Source organism: Streptomyces pactum (genome assembly GCF_002005225.1).
In the GTDB taxonomy this organism is placed as follows: Bacteria; Actinomycetota; Actinomycetes; order Streptomycetales; family Streptomycetaceae; genus Streptomyces; species Streptomyces pactum_A.
This window is the reverse complement of record NZ_CP019724.1, coordinates 4,542,146-4,562,135: the sequence shown is the minus strand read 5'-3', so window position 1 is coordinate 4,562,135 and position 19,990 is coordinate 4,542,146. Positions and strand designations below refer to the sequence as shown.

The 19,990-nt window shown below is 76.0% G+C and carries 10 protein-coding genes; 5 read left to right on the top strand and 5 right to left on the bottom strand.

Features of this window, described 5'->3' with window-relative positions:
• Positions 1–93: 93 nt before the first annotated feature.
• From B1H29_RS19310 to B1H29_RS38850, 5 genes are all read left to right on the top strand, one after another.
• Positions 94–2,436, top strand: a complete 2,343-nt coding sequence (locus B1H29_RS19310) for a VWA domain-containing protein (RefSeq protein WP_234393203.1) — start codon at positions 94–96, stop codon at positions 2,434–2,436.
• Positions 2,437–2,575: 139 nt separating this feature from the next.
• Positions 2,576–6,682, top strand: coding sequence for a tubulin-like doman-containing protein (locus B1H29_RS19305; RefSeq protein WP_055422014.1), 4,107 nt, complete (start codon positions 2,576–2,578; stop codon positions 6,680–6,682).
• Complete coding sequence (locus B1H29_RS19300) at positions 6,679–9,588, top strand: hypothetical protein (protein ID WP_063787568.1); 2,910 nt, start codon at positions 6,679–6,681, stop codon at positions 9,586–9,588. Before B1H29_RS19305 ends, B1H29_RS19300 begins: the two co-directional genes overlap by 4 nt.
• Complete coding sequence (locus tag B1H29_RS19295; protein WP_055422015.1) at positions 9,585–11,696, top strand: hypothetical protein; 2,112 nt, start codon at positions 9,585–9,587, stop codon at positions 11,694–11,696. Before B1H29_RS19300 ends, B1H29_RS19295 begins: the two co-directional genes overlap by 4 nt.
• A 119-nt stretch (positions 11,697–11,815) precedes the next feature.
• A complete protein-coding gene (locus B1H29_RS38850) occupies positions 11,816–13,876 on the top strand; it encodes a hypothetical protein (protein WP_055422016.1) in 2,061 nt (686 codons plus the stop codon).
• Between the two features lie 4 nt (positions 13,877–13,880).
• On the opposite strand, the gene B1H29_RS19285 is transcribed toward B1H29_RS38850, so the two are convergent.
• From B1H29_RS19285 to B1H29_RS19265, 5 genes are all read right to left on the bottom strand, one after another.
• Entirely contained in the window at positions 13,881–15,776 is a 1,896-nt protein-coding gene (locus B1H29_RS19285) for a copper resistance protein CopC (protein WP_055422017.1), read from the bottom strand.
• Between the two features lie 212 nt (positions 15,777–15,988).
• Positions 15,989–16,798 carry an SDR family NAD(P)-dependent oxidoreductase gene (locus tag B1H29_RS19280; protein ID WP_055422018.1) on the bottom strand — a complete coding sequence of 270 codons (810 nt, stop codon included), beginning with the start codon at positions 16,796–16,798 and terminating at the stop codon, positions 15,989–15,991.
• Positions 16,795–17,286 carry a cupin domain-containing protein gene (locus tag B1H29_RS19275; protein ID WP_055422019.1) on the bottom strand — a complete coding sequence of 164 codons (492 nt, stop codon included), beginning with the start codon at positions 17,284–17,286 and terminating at the stop codon, positions 16,795–16,797. Before B1H29_RS19275 ends, B1H29_RS19280 begins: the two co-directional genes overlap by 4 nt.
• A complete protein-coding gene (locus B1H29_RS19270; RefSeq protein ID WP_055422020.1) occupies positions 17,283–17,915 on the bottom strand; it encodes a GNAT family N-acetyltransferase in 633 nt (210 codons plus the stop codon). Before B1H29_RS19270 ends, B1H29_RS19275 begins: the two co-directional genes overlap by 4 nt.
• On the bottom strand, positions 17,908–19,974 hold the full coding sequence (locus B1H29_RS19265; RefSeq protein WP_055422021.1) for a penicillin acylase family protein: 2,067 nt from the start codon (positions 19,972–19,974) through the stop codon (positions 17,908–17,910). The genes B1H29_RS19270 and B1H29_RS19265 overlap by 8 nt, the downstream gene beginning before the upstream one ends.
• Positions 19,975–19,990: the final 16 nt, after the last annotated feature.

The window sequence follows — 19,990 nt, the reverse complement described above, 5'->3', positions numbered from 1 at the left end:
TCCACCGAGAACCACCGGTCCACCGCGATCCACCGCGATCCATTGCGATCCACCGAGAACCACAGAGAACCACCGAGAACCAAGGGGACGGCCGTGCAGAGAGCCTGGGCAAGACGGCGGACGGGAAGAGGCCGCGCGCACCGCGCCACGGTCCTGGTGCTGGGCGGCGCAGCGGTGCTCGTGTCCCTGCTGGCACCCACCGGAGCTGATCCGGTGCCGGCGGCGGACTCCGAACCGGCCTTCCCGTCGGTCAACTACGCGGTCGCCGTGGACGAGTCCGCCAGCCTCGCGCCCGAGGACATGAAGGCCGAGAAGGCCGCCGCCGCCCGCATCGCGCTGGGCGACGTCTCCTCGTCCTCCCACGTCACCGTCTTCGGCTTCGCCGCCGCCGAGTCCGCCGGCCAGCGCGCGGTGGACCCGGTGTGCCCGCGCACCACCCTGGACGCGGCGGGACGCAAGACGATCGGCGCCTGCGTCGACCGACTGCGCACCCGCAAGAAGAGCGAGGGCACCGGCACCGACTTCCCGACCGCGATACGTCAGGGAGTGCACGAACTCACCACCGGCACCGACCCGTCGGAGCCCCGCGTGCTGTTCGTCCTCACCGACGGCAAGATGGACGTCACCGACAGCGAGAAGTACGGCGATCCCGCGCACCGCGAGGCGGAGGGCGAGCGGCAGCTCACCAAGGAGCTGGCGAACGCCCGCGCGCAGAACGTGCAGATCTGGCCGCTCGGCTTCGGGCCGGAACCGGACAAGAAGCAGCTCGACCGGATGGCGGCGGGCGGCTACCGGAAGGGCTGCGTGAACCTGCCCTCCGCCAGCCCCGAGGCGCACAAGGTCTCCGGCGCGAAGGACGTCGGCACCACGCTGGAGAAGATCTTCGCCGCCGCGCACTGCCTGCGCCACGAGGAGGGGCCCAGCAAGAAGCCGCCGGCCACGCTGGAGATCGGCATCTCGCCGCTGGCGACCGTCGGCAGCATCGTGGTCGACAAGGGCGACCCCGAGGTGCGGATCACCTACCTCGACCCCAGCGGCCACGAGGTCCCCACGACCGGCACCTACCGCGAGTCCCGCTTCGAACTGGCGGGCGGTGACGGCACCGTCGAGGCGCTGAAGATCGTCGACCCGCTGCCCGGCACCTGGCGGGTGAAGGCCGAGGCCCCGGAGGGGCACCGCTCGCTGCCCGTCTCGGTCAGCGTGCTGTGGCAGGGGGAGCTGCGCGGCGCCATCACCATGGACCCGCCCTCGCCACGCCCCGGGGAGAAGGTCACGGTGACGATGCGGCTGCAGACGCGCGAGGGCTACCAGATCAAGGACCCGGAGCACTACGAGGGACTGCGCGTGAGCAGCGAGCTGACCGGGGACGGTTTCGCCCCGCAGGCCCTGTCCCTCACCGACGACGGCAAGGGCCCCGACCCGGACGCGAACGACGGCTCCTTCAACGGTTCGGTGCGCATCCCCGAGAGCGCCGACGGGGCGCTGAAGGTGGACGGCACACTGACCGCCTCGGGACTGCGGGCGGACACCCGCAGCGAGCTCGGCCAGGTCGCGCCCGGCGAGCTGCCCGTCACCACCGCGCTGGAGATGCCCGCCGCGGACACCCACCCCGGCGGCAAGGTCACCGGCACCCTCACCGTCCGCAACAACAGCGACGCCCGGCACACCCTGCGGCTGTCCGTGGCCGACGTGCGCTCCGGGCTGCTGTCGATCGACCCGGCCGAGATCCGGCTCGCGCCCGGCGAGTCCGGCACCCGGAAGGTGACGGTCACGGTCGCCCCCGCCGACGTCTTCGGCGACCGCCTCGGCGACGACGGTCTGCGCCTGTCGGGCACCGTCACCGCCGTCGACACCACCGACGACGACCGGACACTGGTGCGTACCCCGCTCTCCGTACAGGTCACCCCGGAGCCCGGCTTCTGGGACAAGTACTGGTGGGCGGTGGTGGCCGGCGCCGCGGTGCTCGCCGCGGCCGCCGTCGCCGTGCTCGCCTGGGTACGGCAGCGCCGCACCCGCAGGGACCCGCACGGACTGGTACTGCGCCTGGTCTCCGCGGACGGCGAGACGGTCGGCACCGATCACGTGGCCGGGCACGGGCACAAGCAGTGGTACGAGTTCGCCCTGGTCGAGCCGCACCGCGCCCCGCGCATCGAGCGCCGGACCCACGGCGAGTACGCCGTCCAGCGCAACCCCGAGGGCGGGGCGGTGCTGCGCCGGCGCGGCGGCGGCCGGACGCCGCTGCCCGTGCGCGGTCAGGTCCCGCTCAACGACACGGTGAGCCTCGCCCTCGGCGAGGAGACCCGGGCCCCCCGCAACCGCAGGCCGGCGGCCACGGCGCGCAGCGGGGCGGCCACCGCGTCCGGCACCGGCACCGGGTCCGGGTCCGGGTCCGGCGAGAGCGGGAGCACGGGCGGCGCCTACGACTCGTACATGTGACGCGCGGGGGCGGGCGCGCGTCACCTCCGCGCCCGCCCCGCACACCCGCGCGCCACGCGAAGCCACGCGCCACGCGCACTCCACGGACGTACCGAGCACGAACCTGCGGCCCGCGACGGCCGCCAGCGGGGAGGAACCCATGAAGATCTTCCAGCCGATGCTCTTCGTCGGCCTGGGCGGCACCGGCGGCCTGGTCGGCGCCGAACTGGAACGCAGACTGCGCGCCGAACTGTGCGGTCCCGACGGCCTGGCGCTCACCGGCCTGAACGGCTACGCGCCCTACCAGCTTCCCGACGGCCTCCAGTTCGTCTACGCGGACTACAGCGAGAGCGACCTCCAGCGGCTGCCGCAGTTCAACGTGGACCCGTCGCTGCGGGCCGCGTACGCCCGTACCTCCCGGGCCACCCACAACCTGCTGCCGAACTTCGACGCCTCGCCGGAAGTCACCAAGATGCTCCGGGCGAGCATGCGCGAGGAGGTGGCCGACTGGCTGCCGCCGCGCATCGACGAACCCAAGGTCACCCCGCTGCACAACGGCGCGGGCCAACTGCCCACCGTCGGGCGCGCGGCGCTGTTCGCCACGCTCCGGCACGGCCTCGGCCCGGTCCTCGAACCGCTGCTCCAGGCGATCGACCTGATCGCCAAGTCGGCGGGCGGGCTGAGCGAGTTCGGCGGCGGCAAGACCAACGGCTGCGACGTGTTCGTGGCCTTCTCGGTGGCGGGCGGCACCGGCGCCGGCATCTTCCTGGACTACCTGCACCTCATCAACCACGCCTTCCAGTTGCGGCGCTTCGACGGCGTGAAGATCTACCCGCTGGTCGTGATGCCGTCGTCGTTCTCCGCGGCCTCCGGCGGCGGGCGCGAGGCGGACCTCAACGCCGCCCGGGCGCTGGTGGACCTCTTCCGCCTGGTCGACGGGCAGAACGCGCCGACCGAGGGCGCGGAGATCGGCGACCTCGACCACGACGCGGCGATGGGCATCCGCTACCCGGGCACCATGCCGATCCGGCTGCGCACCGGCATCCTGCCGACCGCGTTCCTGTTCAGCCCGACGGCCGGCATCCGCGCGGACGACCTGCGCCGCTCCATCGTGTCCCTGGTGATGTCGCTGATCGGCACCGAACTGGGCGACGGCCGCTCCAAGGGCCGGACGATGGCCGCCGACGACGACTACCAGACCTTCGCCGCCAGCTTCATCAACCGCGGCGTGCACCGCAGCGCCCTGTCCCCCACCGGCATCGGGCGCCAGGGCGTCTCCACCAGCCTGGTGGCGTCCATGACCGCGCCCATGGACCAACTGGCCGACCTGGTGGCCGGCCGGCTGCTGCGGGAGGCCGTCACCGACCTCGTGGAACGGCCGCGCACCGTACAGCGGGACAGTACGGTGCCGATGATCCGCCAGTTGTTCGCCGACTCCCACCTCGAGGAGCTCTGGGAGCGCAGGCAACTGGACGTGCCCGAGCCGGATCCGCTGCCGCGCGGGGGCAAGAACATCGAACAGGCCCTGGGCGAGCGGATCTCGGACATGCAGCGGCTGCTGTCCGACCTGCGGGCCGACGCCGAACGCCAGGCCGCCGTGATGGCCGACCGGTTCGCGCCCCGCCCCGCCATCGACAAGCTGCTCCAGACCGTGGACCCCTTCCTCGCCGAACGCGTCGTGCGGGGCGTCCCGGACAGCGACGAGCCGATCACCCGGCTCGGCTTCCTCGGCATGCTGGACAACCGCTCCCGCGCCCCCCAGCGTCCGCCCGGCGTGACCGAGCAGCCGCCGAAGGCCCCGCGCATCAAGGGCCGGCTGGCCGGCATGTCCCCGGCCCGCTGGGGCGACGAGGACGTCCAGGCGGCCGTCCAGGAGCAGGACGACTGGTACCGGTGGCGCTGCCGGACGGTGTGGCACGAGGCGTGGCGCGAGCAGCAGCAGCACTGGCAGCCGCAGGCGGACACCGCCGGGGCCGACCTCGGACGCCTGGTGAACGCCTTCCGCAGGCACAGCGACCAGGAACGCAAGGTGTCCCAGCAAAAGGGCCTGGAACTCTACGAGGACCGCACGGGCATCTCGTACCTGCTGCCGCCGCAGCGCACCCTCAACCACTTCTACGAGGACGTCGTCACCCGGCTGATCCGCCGGGAGGGCCTGCGGGAGACCGACGACGAGGCCGCACTGCTGCTCCGGCTGGTCGGCGGGGACACCTGGCGCACGGTCCACGCGGTCAGCCGCCGCAACCCCGAGGGCGCGGTGGCGACCGTCAAGGCGCTGCTGGAGGGCCGGATCACCCGGCTGTTCGCGGAGAGCGGCGAGCGTCTGGAGGAGCGTCCGCTGCTGCCGGCCATGAGCACGCTGCTGGCCGCCGCGGCGGGCGACCAGGGCGCCACCGACCAGGTCAGCAAGGAGGCGCTGGACCTGTTCGGGCGGAAGCTGACCGGGCTGCTGCCGGTGGGCTTCACCCCGGAGGGGACCGGGCCGCTGCGGGCGCTGGTGACGTATCCGCGGGTGCAGGCGGTGGAGGAGGTGCAGGAGTACCTGGGCAAGACGCTGCGGCTGCCCTCCGACGCGAAGAACTCCGTCGAGTACCGCGGGGTGGAGAGCGACTCGGTCACCGTGGTCCTCTTCCGCAGCGAGATGAGCCTCACCCAGGTGCCCGAGGCCCGCAAGGTGCTGCGCCAGTGGGCCCGGGCGAAGGACTCCGAGCAGGCCCACGACGTGCTGCGCTGGCGCCAGCGGCTCGGCTTCCGGGACAGCTGGATGGTGAGCGGCGAGGACGACCGGCGCACCATCCTGCACCGGCTGCTGTGCTGCATGTGGAACGGCCAGGTGGACGTGGTGGACGGCGACCCGGCCTCGCCGGCCCGCATCCGGCTGCGGCTCTTCCCGGAGGAGGGCTCCCACGTCCCCGGCGTCCGGCTGCGGCTGGGGGACTTCCCCGGCGGCGTGTCGAGCTGGGCGGAGCTGCTGCGCTCGTACGAGCGCTGGACCGTCCTCGACGACGAGCGGACCGTGGAGGACTACTGCCGCGAGCTGATGGGGGCGCAGCCGGCCGGGCTGGCGCGGGCGGGCAGCGAACCGCACCCGCTCTTCGTCGACCTGGTCGAGAAGACCGCCCCGCGCCAGCTCGAACTGCTGGCGGACCGCCGGGAGCGCGGCGGCGAGCGGGTCGAGGGGTGGGTCCGGCCGCTGTGGGAGTTCTGGGCGGAGACCCTCCCGGCCGCTCTGGACACCGAGTTCGGCGACCAGCGCGCCGTCCAGCCGACGCTGCGCACCCTGCTGGAGCACGTCCGCTTCGGCACGGTGCGGCCCCGTGTCACCGACGACCTGCCGGCGCCCCGGCGGGCCGTCCACGATGACGACGACTGGGGCACGGCACCGCGCGAGACGGTCACCGCGTACCGCGCGGAGACCACCGGCTCACGGCGCCGGCCCGCACCGGACGACCGCCCCGAACGCCCCCGCCGCACGACCGCGGACGACGACTACGGCACGGGCCGCGCACCCACCGACGACCACACCGACCGCGACGCCCCATACCGAGCGGGCCGCCCCGAACGCCCACGACACACGACCGCGGACGACCACGACACCGGCCGCCCACCCACCGGCGACCACACCGACCGCGACGCCCCGTACGGAGCGGGCCGCGCCGAACGCCCCCGCCGCACGACCGCGGACGACGACTACGCAAGTCCCCGCCGCGCGCCCGCCGACGCCTACGACGCCGGACCCCGCCGGACCCCCACCGACGACCACGACCCGTACGGCACCGGCCGCGCCGAACGCCCGCGGCGAGCGCCCGCGGACGACTACGGGACGGAGCCGCGCCGCACACCCGCGGACGACCACGAGGCCGGACGGCCCCGCCGCACGCCCGGCGACGACCACGACGACCCGTACGGCGGCACCGGACGCGGTGGGCGGTACGGCGAAACGGCGCGACGGGAGCCCGCGAGCGACCGCGGGACGGAGCCCCGCCGCGCGTCCGGGAGCGACCGTGACGAGCCGTACGGCGGCGGTCGTGGGGAGCGGTTCGGAGGAGGAGCGGACGAGGATCCGGACGGCTGGGGCACGCGGCGGGACGGTGCCAACGGTGCACGGGCCGGCGATGGCCGCCTCTACGGCGCGGACCGTGACGAGGGCGACCGCGTCGCCGCCGGGGACGGTGCCGAGCGCCCCAGGGCGCCGTGGGATGAGCCGGCGGACGCCGACGCCCCCGACCGTGACCGCCGCAACCCCTGGGACGGTGACGCGCAGTGAGCACCCCCGAGGAGTCCGACGCCGTCATCCACCTGGACCTGCGCTCCGGCGCGGCGGAGCTCGACACCCCGCCCGCCCTGCGCGCCAGGGTCGCCCGGCAACTGGGCCAGGCCGGTCTGCCGGAGCCCGACGACCCCCTGTTCCTGGTCGTCGACACCCCGGCCGGGCTCACCGACCACCAGCCGCAGTACGAACTGCTCACCGGCTACCGCGCGGTGGGCGAGGTCAGGATCCTGGTCCTCCTGGTGGGCAGCGCGCCGGGCTCGTACGCGGGTGAGGGCGAGGCGTTCCAGCCCGACCGCCGGCTGGTGCGGCCCGCGGTGCTGCGGGCCTCCGGCTGCGCGCTGCTGTGGGCGGGCGACCTGCGCTCCGCCCGGACGGCCCTGGAACGGCCCACGCCCGACGACCCGGACGCCCTGGCGGTCCTGGTGGACGTGTTGTCGGTCCCGGACGTCTATCTGACGGTCCTCGACCGCCTGGAGGCGCTGCCCGACGCCGTCGCCGCGCCCGGCGTCCGGCTGCTGGAGCAGGACCTGCCGCCGGAGGTGCGCGACCGGGCCTGGCGGGACGCGCTCGCCCGGTTCGCCGGCGAGGACACCGAACTCGCGCCGGACGTACTGGCGACCGCCTCGTCGGGAGCCGACCTGCCGGAGCCGCTGCGGGGCCTGGTGACGGGCCGGGGCGCCCGGGGCCAACGGCACCGCGACCCGGACGGGGTGGCGGACGACGCGTACCGCGCGTGCGCCGAGGCCATCGACCGGGCCGAGGACGCGCTGGCCGGGCTCGGCTCCCTGCCGGGGCTGCTGCGGCCCGCCCGCCGGGAGGCGTTCGAGGCGGACGTGGACCAGGCACGCCACGACCTGGACTCCTACCGGGAACTGGTGGGCGCCGCCCTGCGCGGCGGCGGCGCGACGGCGTCCGCGGCCGAGGCGGCGGCCCGGCTCGCGGCCCTCGGGCTGCGGGTGCCCTCGGCGGAGGGCACCGGCGAGCGGATCGGCGAGGGCCTGAAGGAGTTCGCCGGAAAACTGCTGGGCCAGGGCCTGACCCTGCGGTCGGTGGCCCAGCGTTTCACCGGCCTGGCCGGACGGGTGGAGCCGGTGCCGGGTACGGCACTGCTGCCGAGGCTCGCCGCCTGCCCGTCCGGTGACGTGACCGGCCCCGCCGGTGACCAGGACGGGGCGCGGGACCGCGGTGACGTCGCCGCGGTCGCCGGTCCGGCGGCGGCTGCCGCGGCGGGCCTGCTCGGCGCACTGTGGCAGGGACCGCTGCTGGCGCTGGCGCTCGCCGTCCCGCTGCTGTTCGTCGGCATGGCGGTGCTCGGCACGGCCAGGCTGCGGGAGACCGGCCGCACCGGCCGCTGGGCCGTGGCCCCCCGGGTCGCGGCCTGCACCGGCGCCGCGGCCGGGGCGGCTTCGGCGTACGCGGCCGACCCTCCGCGCTGGGTGAGCACCGTGGGCCTGCTGCTGGCCCTCGGCGTCGCGGCCGAGACGGTACGCCGGCTCTGGCGCGCGGCGGCCGGCGCGTGGGCTCCGGGCCACGCCACCGCCGCGCTCCGCCGCGCCCTGGACGAGCTCGACGCGCTGCTCGCCGAGGCGGTCCGGGAGCACTGGGCCGTGGAGGAACGCCTGTACTGCGCGGACGCGGCCCGGTCCGTCGCCGGAATGCTGCGGGCCACGGCCGCCGCCGCGGAGGCCGAGGCGGTGCCCGAGCCGGAGCGGCCCGCGGCCGGCGGCGGGTCCGGCGCCGGGGACGGCGCCGGGGGCGGTGCCGGGACGCTCGCCGAGGACGACTGGCTCTCCAGCACCTCGGTCCTGGAGACCGACGCGTTCGCCGGGGACGACGACGCCGACTGGGCGAGCGCGTACGCCCGGCCCGACGGGCAGCCCGCGTGGGACGAACCCGCCGGGGAGCGGCCGGCCGGGGCGCCGTGGGAAGACCGCGCCGCGAGCGCGCCGCGCTGGCTGGACCGGGAGAACGGCGAGGGCGGCCCGGAGCTGGTCGCCACGCTGGCCGCCGACCTGACGGACGCCGCCCTGGTGGCGATGGATCCGTACTGGGGTGCCGTGGAGCGCGGCCAGGCCGGTGCGCTCGCCCTGCGACGCACCGAGGAACGGGTGCGCGAACTGCTGTCGGCCGCCCGCCGGCACCTGCGGCACAACGGGGTGCTGGCGCCGCCCCCGTTCGCCGCCGCCCGCCGGGTCCGCGCCACCTCGGCGAGCCTGCTCGGCACCGACCCGCGGGGCCTGGCGGAACTCGTCGGCACGGAGGCGGACCGGCAGGCGGTGGTGCAGCTCTCCTCACCCGAGCAGGGCACGCTGCTCAGCCGCGACCCGGCCGCCGCGGTGTGGATCAGGTTCGCCCCGCGGGCGATGCGGGACGAGATGGAGAAGGCCTGGGAGACGAACGGCTCGACGCAGCCCGCAACGGTGCTGTGGACGTCCTCGGGCCGCTACGCCGGCCTGCTGCGGCTCACCCCGCTGCGGATGGGCGTGGTGGACACCGTCCGCCCCCGCCAGAGCCCCGGCCCGGACGGCACGGACCCGTACGGCCGGCCGGACGCGTACGGCCCGCGGCACCCCTACCGGGCCGCCTCCTACGACGGGACGGACACCTACGGCCGGAGCGGCCGACACGACGAGACGGACGGGGACGAGCACACGGACCGGAAGGAGCGCCGGGACAGGTACGAGCGCGCGGACAGCCGCCGTCAGGCGAACGACCGGGCGGACACGGGCGCCCCGGCGGAGCCGTACGCCCGGCCGGACACCTACGACCCGGCCGACCCGTTCGACCGGGCGGACCCGTACGACCCGGCCGACACGGGCGACCGGGCCGACTCCTACCGCCTGGCCGACCCGGCCGACCCGGCCAGTCCGTACGAGCGAGGGGACGGCGATCCGCGGTGACCAGCACTACCCACCGGCACACGACGGGGCCGGGCGGTCCGCGGGCGGCCACGCTCGCGTTCACCACGCCCTCGGGGCGGCGCCGCGTCGCCCCCGTGCGTCTGGGGCCCGAGTCCCGCCGCGATCCCCTGCTGCCCCAACTGGTCCGCAACGGCCTGCTCGACGACGAGGGCCAGCAGTGCGTGCAGGTGCGCCTGACCACCGCCGACGCCGCCAACCCGGGCGCGCGTGAGCTGCTGGACACGGAGGCGGGCACCGCCCTGTCCCTGTACCGGGCGCTCGACGACACCGAGTACGGGGGCCTCTTCCCCCGGATCATCGGCTACGACCTGGACGCGGCGGAGCCGTTCCTGCTGTACGCGGCACCGCGCGGCGCCGCCGCCGCACGGACCCATGTGATGTCCGCGACCGACCAGCGGGGGCTCACCCGGGACCTGCTGCTGGCCCTGTACGTGCTGGACCGCCAGGGCCTGGTGCCGTGCGGCGTCTCGCCCTCCACCGTGCTGTGGGACGGCGCCTCGGCGCAGCTCTGGGGGCTGGAGGGGGTGGCCCGTACCGGACGGCCGAGGCGCCCCTGGGGCCGGTCGCCCTACTGCTCGCCCGAACAGCGCCGGGGCGAGGGGCTCACCGACCCCCGGGACGCGGTGTGGAGTGCGGCCCAGGTGCTCTACCAGCTCGTGACCGGCAGACCCGGCCACGCCGACCGGGCGCCGGCCGACCTCGACGAGCACCGGATGCTCGCCCGGACGCTGCGCGACGCGTTCGCCCCGCGGGCGGCCGACCGGCCGACCCCCGCCGAGCTCCTCGACCTGCTGGCGCCGGGCGCCGCCCGACGCGTCGCGCTCGCCATCTCCGCCGCCGAGCCGCCCGGCCGCCGGGAGGACGGTGCCGACGGCTTCGAGCAGGCGCTGCGGCTCAAGCGGCAGGCGCCCACCGCCCCTTCGGGGCCGGAGCCGGGAGCGGCCGGGGAGGACGACGGCGGAGTGCTCTGCCCGTACTGCCTGGAGACCATCCGGCTCGACCTCACGGCGCTGTACGTCACCGACAACAAGATGCAGTACCGGCCACTGGACCCCACCGGCATCGGCAACCCCCTGCGCCGGCAGGACGTCATGCGCGGTGCCGTCCAGAAGTGCACGGCCGACCCGGACTTCCCCGAGCACTACATCCCGGTGCCGTACCTCACCTACGGGCGGCCGCTGACCGTCGCGATGGTCGGCCAGTCGTCCACCGGCAAGAGCCATCTGCTGACCCAGATGATCGCGGCGATCACCGACGGCGGGCTGGAGCCCTTCGGCCTCAAGTGGCAGTCCGTCAACCCGGAGCAGCACGCCCGCTTCGTACGGGAGTGGGTGCAGCCCCTGCGCAACGGCAGGGTCCTGGACCACACCCCCGGCGTCGGCCTGGACGGCTTCGCCCGGTTCGTGGAGTCCCTGCTGATCACCGACGCCCACGGGCGGGTACGGCCGGTCGCCTTCTTCGACCTCGGCGGCGAGGACCTCGTCCGGACCGACTCCGCGCTGCGGTTCCTGCTCGGGATCGACGCCCTGGTCTTCGTGGTCGACCCGGCGCTGGCCCTGCCGCTGCCGCATCTGGACCACGCCAGGGAACGCCTGGGGGTGGAGGTGAACCGGGACGGCGACCTCGCCTTCGGCACCGTCCTGGACCGTCTGCCGAAGAAGGGGCCCTATCTGGACGTGGCGGCCGCGATGGTGCTCGGCAAGGCGGACCTGCTCAGGTTCCAGCCGCCCGTCGACCGGTGGCTGGACCGGCCGCCGGCCACCGCCCTGGACCCGGCGCTGATGCGGGAGGAGAGCCGGGACGTGCACCGGCTGCTGCGCCGGCACGCCGGCCAGGCCTGGCTGCGCCCCTTCGACGCGATCCGCCGCTGCACCCTGCACGTCGCCTCCGCCACCGGCGGCCAGGAGGACCACGGCCGCTATCCGGCCGGGGCCGGTCCCAGGCGGGTGCTGGAGCCCCTGCTGTCGCTGCTCGCGATGCACGGGCTCATCGACGTACCGGGCGGCGCCGGGACGTTCGCCCTGGGGGAGACGCCCGCGTTCGAGGCGGTGCCGGTGGAGGACGCCCGAGGAGGGGAGCGGACATGAGCGAAGTGCGAAGCGGAGACCAGGGCCACGGGGAAGCGGCCACCCCGCGCGGGCCTGGCGGGGCAGGGGGGCCGGGAGTACCAGGGGGGCCCGGAGGGGCGGGCGGGGGCACCGACTCGGTGCAGCAGGTCGTCTTCCGGTGGGACGGCAACCACGGGCGCCAGGGCACCGGCATGAACGCCGTCGCCCGTTCCTGCACGGCCGAGCGCGCCGAGGAAGTGGGCCGGGAGCTGGGCCCGTTGCTGTGGGTGTCCGGCGCCGCCGCCACGCGGCCGAGCACCGTGCGCGCCCTGTCCCGCGACGGGGACGTCATGCTGGTCCGCCGCTGGCCCACCACCGACCGGGGCGGCCGGCCCAGCACGGTCAGCCATGTGCTGGTCGGACGGCCGGGCACCCTGAAGACGCGGCAGTGCCTGGCTCTCGCGTACGCCGGCTGGGGGACCCGGGAGGCCGCCCAGACGGCGTCCGGCCGGCGGCAGGACGTCGACTGCGCGGATCTCGACCGGGTGGCGCGCAAGCGGCTGCCGGAGATGCTGGACCGGTTGCCGACGGTCCGGGACACGTTGACCGTGGTCACCGCGGAGTGGCTGCGCGATCCCGCCCAGCGGGTGTCGCTGCTGACCGAACCCGGGGAACGGCGGCCCGGCCCCCCGGACCGGGACGAGGCCTCGCTGGTCTACCTGGGGCTGTTCCTGATCTTCGGGCCCTGGCTGGGACGGGAGTGGACGTTCGCGACCTATGACGCGGTGGACACGCACCCGCTGCGGCTGATGTCCGTCCCGCGCTGGGAGCCGGACACCGGCGGCTCCGGTCCGCTGGCCCGGGTGACCGGTCGCCCCGTGTCCGGCCCCCGTTTCGAACACCGGGTGGCGGACCGGCTGGTGGACCACCTCCTCGCGCACCCGGATGCGGCCGCGGGTGTGCCGCAGTTGGTCGACGCGTTCGCCGACGGGGCCGCGTGGGACTGGCCCCGGCGGAGCGAACGGCTCCGGGAGATCCTCGGCACCGGCCGGCCCCGCACCCATCGGCCGGCCCCCGCACCGAGCCACCCGGACCTCCAGGCGCCGACCCCGACCATGGCACCGGGCCCGGCTCCGGCTCCGGCTCCGGCTCCGGCTCCGGCTCCGGCTCCGGCTCCGGCTCCGGCTCCGGCTCCGGCTCCGACCATGGCACCGGGTCCGGCTCCGACTCCGACTCCGGCACAGGTCCCTGAACGGACACCGGCACCGGCACCGGCACCGGCACCGACCCCGGAACCCGAGCGGGAACGGAATCCGTCCCCGCTCTCCCCCGCGCCGTACTCCGGCCCCCCGTACACGGACCCGCGGGCCGCCCCGTCCCGGCCGCAGTCCACGAACCCGAACGCGAACCCGTACCCGACCCCCCACGTCCACGACCCCGGCACCGGCACCCGTCCCGGCCCCGACTACGTCCAACACCGCGCCCCCGCCCCCGCCCCCGCCACGTACGCGTTGCACCGGGAACTGCGGGACGTCTCGCGCAGGGACCCCGTCCGCCGCGAGGTGCTGCGGACGGAACTGCGCGCCCTGCCCGACGAGTTCCTGCTGGACGAACTGGGCTCCGAGGACCTGCCGCCGGAGTCCCTGGACCCGCTGCTCGACGAGCTGAGAGCCCGTCTGCGCACCCGGACACGCCAGGACGCGACACGGCACGCGCTGTGCGAGCTGGTGCTCCACAAGGACCTGTGCCGGCCGTCGTACGGGCAGTCCGGGGGGCCCGTGTCGAAGACGGCGCTGGCGGACCGCGCGGCCGACCTCTTCACCTGGGCCGTCGCCCCTCTGGCCCGCGACGAGCGTTACCTGCCCGACCTGCGGGAACTGCTGCACCGCATGCTCCTGGACCCCAGCCCGACGGCGGGCAACTGGCTGCACAAGGCCATCGTCGCGCCCACGGACGGCGGGGCCCCCGAGCTGCCGCCCGAGTTGTGGCAGCAGATCGTGCGGGACGCGCTGGTACGGAGCAGCGGGCCCGCCGCCACCCTCCCTCCGTCGGCCACGCCGGCCTCGGCGCCGACCCTGCGGGCACCCTCCGCGCCCGCGACGGAACGGCCCGACTTCACGGACCGGCTCACCGAGCAGATGAACAAGCCCGGCTGCGTGATGGGGGTCGGCGGCGGGCTGATCGTCGTACTCCTCGCCATCGTCCTGTTCTTCGTCTGACCCGTCACCGCTCGATCCGTATCCGCCTCGTCTCGCTCACCTGGTCGATCTCCGACACCCGGACCGTCGCCTTCATGGTCCAGGTGCCGGGGAGGGGGAGCGTGAGGGAGTTGGCGCTCCAGTAGCCGCCCCGGTCGACCAGTTCGGCGTCGAGCGGGCCGACGCCTCGGTCCGGGAGGGTGAAGGAGAGGCGCAGTTCGGGTACGGCGGCCAGACTGCCGTCGGGGCCGAAGACGACGGCCTGCACCGCGTTGTCGCCGGTGCGGCCGGGGTCCAGGGTGATCTGGACCGTGCCCCGGCCGGAGGCGCCGATGTCGAAGGGGATCGTGGTGACGGACGCGGGCAGCACCCCGCCCGCGGGTACGGCCCGTGCCGCCTCGTCCGCCACCCGGCCCGGCGGGGTGCCGGTGAGCACGGTCGTGAACACCAGGACGACGGCCGCGACGACGGCCTCGGCCAGGACGGACCGGCGCAGCCCGCGCCGGTGGGCGGCCCCGGCGGCGGACGGCTCCGGCTCGGGCGACTCGGCCCCCGCCCCCGCCCCCGTGCCCGGCCCGGACGGCTCCGGCCCGGACGGCTCCGGCACTCGCGACGGTGGACCGCCCACCGGCTCGCCCACCAACCCGCCGCCCACCGGCTCCGGCACCCGCTCACGTACGCGCTCGCGGTCGGGGTCGCGGTCGGCGGTCGCCGCGCCCACCGCCACCGCCGCCCCGGCCCCCGCGGCCGCCCCCGCCCCCACCGTCACCCACGCGGCCGTCCACCGCCGTGAGACCGCCGCCGCGGCCAGCAGAACGGCCACCCCGGCCAGTTTGGCGAGCAGCAGCCTGCCGTACGTCGTCTCGGTGAGCGCCGGCCAGGAGCCGAGGCCGCGCCAGGACTGGTAGACGCCGGTGACGACCAGGACGGTCACGGAGGCGAAGGCGGTACGGGAGAAGCGGGCCACCGTGGCGGCGTCCGGGGAGGAGCGCAGGGTGGCGAGCAGGGCCACGAGACCGCCGAGCCAGACCGCCGTGGCGAGCAGGTGCAGGACGGACGACGTCATGGCGACCGGCACCTGGATCCCGGCGGCGGCGTGCTCGGCGGCGGCCCAGGTCAGGGCGAGGCCGACGGCCGGCACGGTGCCCGCCGCGGCGGCGAGCGGGGTGCGTGCCCGGTGCCGGTCCCCGCGGGCCGTGCGGACGAGGAACAGCCCGATCGGCACCAGCAGCGCCAGCCTGACCAGCAGCAGCACGCCGGGCCGCGTCGTGAGGGTGCCGCCGAGCGCGTCGGCGTCGAGGGCCGCCGAGGGCCCCGTCCCCGCCTCGTACGGGGCGCGCAGCAGGAGCAGGGCGACGGTGGTCCCCAGCAGGGTCCACCAGCCCGCCACCAGGAGCCGGCGCAGGGGGGCGGGGTCCGGCGGGCGGCACAGGGCGACGAAGGCGGCCGTGCCGATGAGCAGGGCGGCGGCGAGGTAGGCGAGATAACGGGCGGTCTTGTGGAGAGTGGAGGTCAGCGGGTCCTCGGTGGGACCGGTGTCCACGGGCGCGGCCGTCGCGGAGGGCCTGCCGACCGAGAAGGTGAAGGCGCCGGAGGCGGGGTGGCTGTCGGCCGACACCACCCGCCAGGCCACGGTGTAGGTGCCCTCGCCGAGTTCACCCGGCAGCGCGACGCGGGCCGTGTCGGGCCGGCCGTCGGCGTGCCCGGCCTCCCCCGTGCGCACCCGGTGGCCGCCGGGATCGAGGACGCGGAAGGAGTCGTCGCGCAGTCCGACGGACTCGGTGAAGGTCAGGGTGACGTGGCTCGGGGCCCGCCCGAGGACGCCGCCGTCCTCGGGGTCGGTGGAGCGCAGGACGGCGTGGGCGGACGCCGGTCCCGCGCCGCCGAGGACGAGCAGGACCAGCACGGCGCCCAGCAGCACCAGCCCCCGGACCCGACGGCCCCCCGCGCCTCGACGGAACCCTCCGCCTCGGCGGAACCCTCCGCTGCCCCCTCGCTCCCGGCCTCCAGTGCGCGCACCGCCACCACACCTCACGTCGCATCTCCGTCGTCGGGACCCACTGCCTCGGGGATACGTACGGACGCGGGCGCCGCCCCGCTCACCGCGGACCCACCGGGTGCCGGGCCGGGGCCTCACCACGACGGGCGTGCGGTCACCCCGCCGTCCACCACGAGGTCGTGGCCGGTGACCCAGGACGCCAGCCGCGACGCCAGGAACACGCACGCGTCACCCACGTCCTCCGGCCGCCCCAGCCGCCCCGCGGGCGCCGCCTCCCGCCACCGCCGTACGCCGTCCGGCCAGGCCTCCTCGAGCCCGTCCCGGTCGATGAGGCCGGGGGAGACGGAGTTGACCCTGACTCCCCACGGCCCGTACTCCAGCGCCGCCGAGCGGGCGTGCATGACGACCGCCGCCTTGGAGGCGCCGTAGTGCGCGTGGGCGGGTGCGGGGGCGCCCGCCTCGATGGAGGCGATGTGGGTGACCGTGCCACCGCCGTCCTGGGCCCGCATGATCCGGGCCGCGGCCTGGGTGCACGCGAAGACGCCGGTGAGGTTGGTGTCCACCACGGCCCGCCACTCGGTGGCCGTCATGCCGGGCAGCTCCCGCAGCGGCTGCACGCCCGCGTTGTTGACCAGCGCCGTCAGCCGTCCCCCGCGTCCGTCGCCTCCGCCGCGTCCGCCCCCTCCGCCGCCTCCGCCGCCCCAGTCGGCGGCCTCTTCCACCAGTTCCCGGCAGGCGTCCTCGTCGGTGAGGTCGGCCCGCAGCACCACCGCCCGGCCGCCGCGTTCCCGGATCCGCGCGGCCACGTCCCGCGCCGCCTCCACCGCCGTACGGCAGTGCACCGCGACCGCCGCGCCCTCCTCGGCGAACCGGAGCGCGATGCCCCGGCCGATGCCGCCGCCCGCGCCCGTCACGAGCGCCACCTGACCGTCGAGCAGCTTCATGGGCGGCACAGTTCCACGATCCGTTCGGCCGCCGCCGGATAGCGCGCCGTGAGATCGCCCGCGTCACCGTGCTCGTAGTCCCCGTGGGTGAATCCGGGCGCCATGGTGCAGCCGAAGAGCGACCACGCGCCGCCCGCCGCGACCCGGCCGCCCATCCAGGTCCCGGCGGGGACGGTGAACTGCACGTGCTGCCCGCCCAGGACGTCCGGTCCCAGCACCGCCGTACGCGCGCCGCCGTCCGGGGCGAGGAGCAGGAGTTCCAGCGGATCGCCGAGGTAGAAGTGCCAGACCTCGTCGGCGGACAGGCGGTGCAGGGCGGAGAAGTCACCCGGCCGGGCGGTGAGCAGGGCGACGATGGCCGAGCCGGCCGGGCGTCCGTCCGGGCGCTCGGGCCCGGCCCAGGTACGCCGGAACAGCCCGCCCTCCCGCGGGATGGGCTCCAGCCCGTAGTGCGCGATCAGGTCCTCGGCGGTCGGCGGGGAAGTCACCCCGGGAACGCTACCTCCCGGCGGAGGAACGCGAGTTGCGCCTTCTTCTCCGGCAGGTACACGTCCGGCAGGTCGACCTCGGGCAGCACGACCGCCGGTCCGGCGGTGAAGCCCTGCCGGAGGAAGCGCGCGATCGCCTTCTCGTTGTCCACGTCCGGGTCGACCACGATCCGCTTCCGGTCCAGGCCCAGCAGGACGTACGCCATGAGGGACCCCGCCAGCGCGGCGGTCCAGCCGGGCCGCGCTCCCTCGGTCCCGGCGGGCGCGAGCAGCAGGTGGACGCCGATGTCGCCGGGTTCGGCGTCGTAGCACTCGCTCACCCGGTCGGCCTCGGGCTCGTACGTCTGGAGCAGCGCGACCGGCTCGCCGTCCTTGACCACCAGGAAGGCGTGGTGGGTGTCGAGCGTGTCCATGTGGGCGTAGATCCCGGCGACCCGCTCCCGCGTCAGACCGTTCATGCCCCAGAAGGCGGCCCGCTCCTCGCTCACCCAGCGGTGGATCACGCCGGCGTCCGCTTCGGCGTCCAGCCGGAGGACGCGGACGGTGCCGAAGCCGTCGAGTTCCTGCTCGTGGACGGGGGTGCGGGAGGCGTACGGGGAGGGGGACGGGGACGTGTGCGGGTCAGCCATCGGTTTCCTTCGTGAGCCGGTCGAAGTCGGTGACCACGGGGGCGAGTTCCCCGTCGAGCCACAGGGGGCGCTGGTCGCGGTGGTGGGGCGAGCCGGGGATGCCGCAGGCGCCGAGGGGCACCACCCAGCGGCTGTCCTCCCGGTCGGCCAGGTCCCAGACGTAGCGGGCGGCGGGGCCGCGCGCGGCGCGGTCGGTGAGGCCGGGAACGGCCGAGGTGCACAGCACGCAGTCGTGGTCGCCGGACAGGCCGGGTTCCTCCCCGTGGGAGCCGTCCGGCAGCGCCCGCCAGGGGGCGAGGCGGTGGGTGTCGCCCCAGGTACCGGCCGGTGGCCGTGCGGCCACCTCCTCCAGCGCCGCGCGGACGGCCCCGGCGCGGTCGATGCCGTACAGGTCCTCGGCGCGCAGCAGGTGTTCGAGGGCGTACCCGACGCGCGGCACGAGCGCGAGCCACGGCAGCAGCACCTCGGGGTACGCGGGCGGCACGGAGGCCGGGGCGAGGACCGGGTGCGCCGCCAACCGCCGTACGACCGCCCCGCGCACCGCCGCGTACGCCGCCGCGCCGGTGCTGCCGGCGTCCATGTGCCGGTCCCAGGCGAGGAGGCGGTCGCGCAGGGCGCCGGCCTCGGGGGTCAGGTCGTCCAGGGCCGCGAGGTGGTCGAGGAGGGGGGCGGCCGAGGCCAGGTGGGTGTCCGTGTGGATGGCCGGCATGTCGGCGGCCGACCAGCGCTCCTTCCCGGCGAGCAGGGCGGCGATGCGGTCGGCGCGGTGCGGCGGGGCGAACTCGACGCCGAGCGGGGTGGCCGGGCCGCGCTGGTTGGCCATCACGGCGACGCCGTCGGTGAGTCCGGCGCGGGGCGGGGTGTGCCAGCCGGTCCACTCGTGGCCGGGCTCCCACGCGGGCACGGGACGCAGGCGGTTGGCGGCGGACCGCAGCGGCACCCGTCCCGCCACCCGGTGCAGCAGCCCGCCCTCGGTGTCGGCGGCCTGCACGACGTTGACCGGCTCGGCCCACGCGTCCAGGGCGCGGTCCACGTCGGCGACCCGGCGGGCCCGCAGCAGCGGCAGCAGGGCGCCGAAGCCGAGGTCGGCGGTGACGCGGGGCGGGTAGCGCAGGCTGAGGGCGGCCGGGGTGCCGTCGTCGAGGCCCTCGGGTCCGCCGGCGACGACCGGGCCCCGGTCGGTCTCGATGACCTCGACCTCCACGTCGGCCTCCCCCGCGACCCGGATCGTCTCCGTGTGCCGGGCGGCTCGGTGCCAGGCGCCGTCGGGACCGAGTGCCTCGACGCCGGCGCCGGTGCGGCGCAGTCGCTCGCGGTACAGGTCCTGGTAGTCGGCCATGGCGTTGGTGATGGCCCAGGCGACGGTGCCGGTGTGGCCGAAGTGGGCGATGCCGGGGACGCCGGGCACGGCGAGGCCGACGACGTCGAACTCCGGGCAGGACAGGTGGATCTGCTGGTAGACGCCGGGGTCCTCGATGAAGCGGTGCGGGTCGCCGGCGATGACGGCGTGCCCGGTCAGGCTCCGCCCGCCGCTCACCAGCCAGCCGTTGCTGCCGGCGGTGCCGGGACCGTCGGCGGCGAAGAGGGCGACGGCGTCCGGGCCGAGGTGCGCGGTGATGTGCTCGCGCCAAAGCTTGGCGGGGAAACCGGCGAAGAGCAGGTGCGTGGCGAGCCAGACGCCGAGCGGGGCCCAGGGCTCCCAGCGGCCCGGGGCGAGCCCCGCACGGGCGAACTCGGGGGCGTCGCAGGCGGCGAGCCCCTCGTTCACTCCGTCGGTGTACGCCCGCACCCAGGCGGCCGTCTCCGCATCCTTCTCCTCCAGGGCCGCGAAGCAGCGGCGGGCGGTGTCCGCGAGCCGGGCCCGCCGGGCGAGGCGGTCCCAGGACAGGGCCCCGGGCCCGAGGAAGGACGCGGAGGTGCCCTGCGCGCGGTGCCGCTCGACCTCGAGCTGCCAGGCCCGGTCACGGGCGGTCACCCGGCCCTGGGCGCGGGCGAGTCCGTCCGCGTCGCCCGCGCGCAGGTGCGGGATCCCCCAGGCGTCGCGGTATGTCTCGGCCACCCCTGTGCCCCCACTT

Excerpts from the sequence above, each read along its gene's own strand:
- B1H29_RS19305 (WP_055422014.1), top strand. The coding sequence starts at position 2,576 with ATGAAGATCTTCCAGCCGATGCTCTTCGTCGGCCTGGGCGGCACCGGC.
- B1H29_RS19280 (WP_055422018.1), bottom strand. The coding sequence starts at position 16,798 with ATGAAGCTGCTCGACGGTCAGGTGGCGCTCGTGACGGGCGCGGGCGGC.
- B1H29_RS19270 (WP_055422020.1), bottom strand. The coding sequence starts at position 17,915 with ATGGCTGACCCGCACACGTCCCCGTCCCCCTCCCCGTACGCCTCCCGC.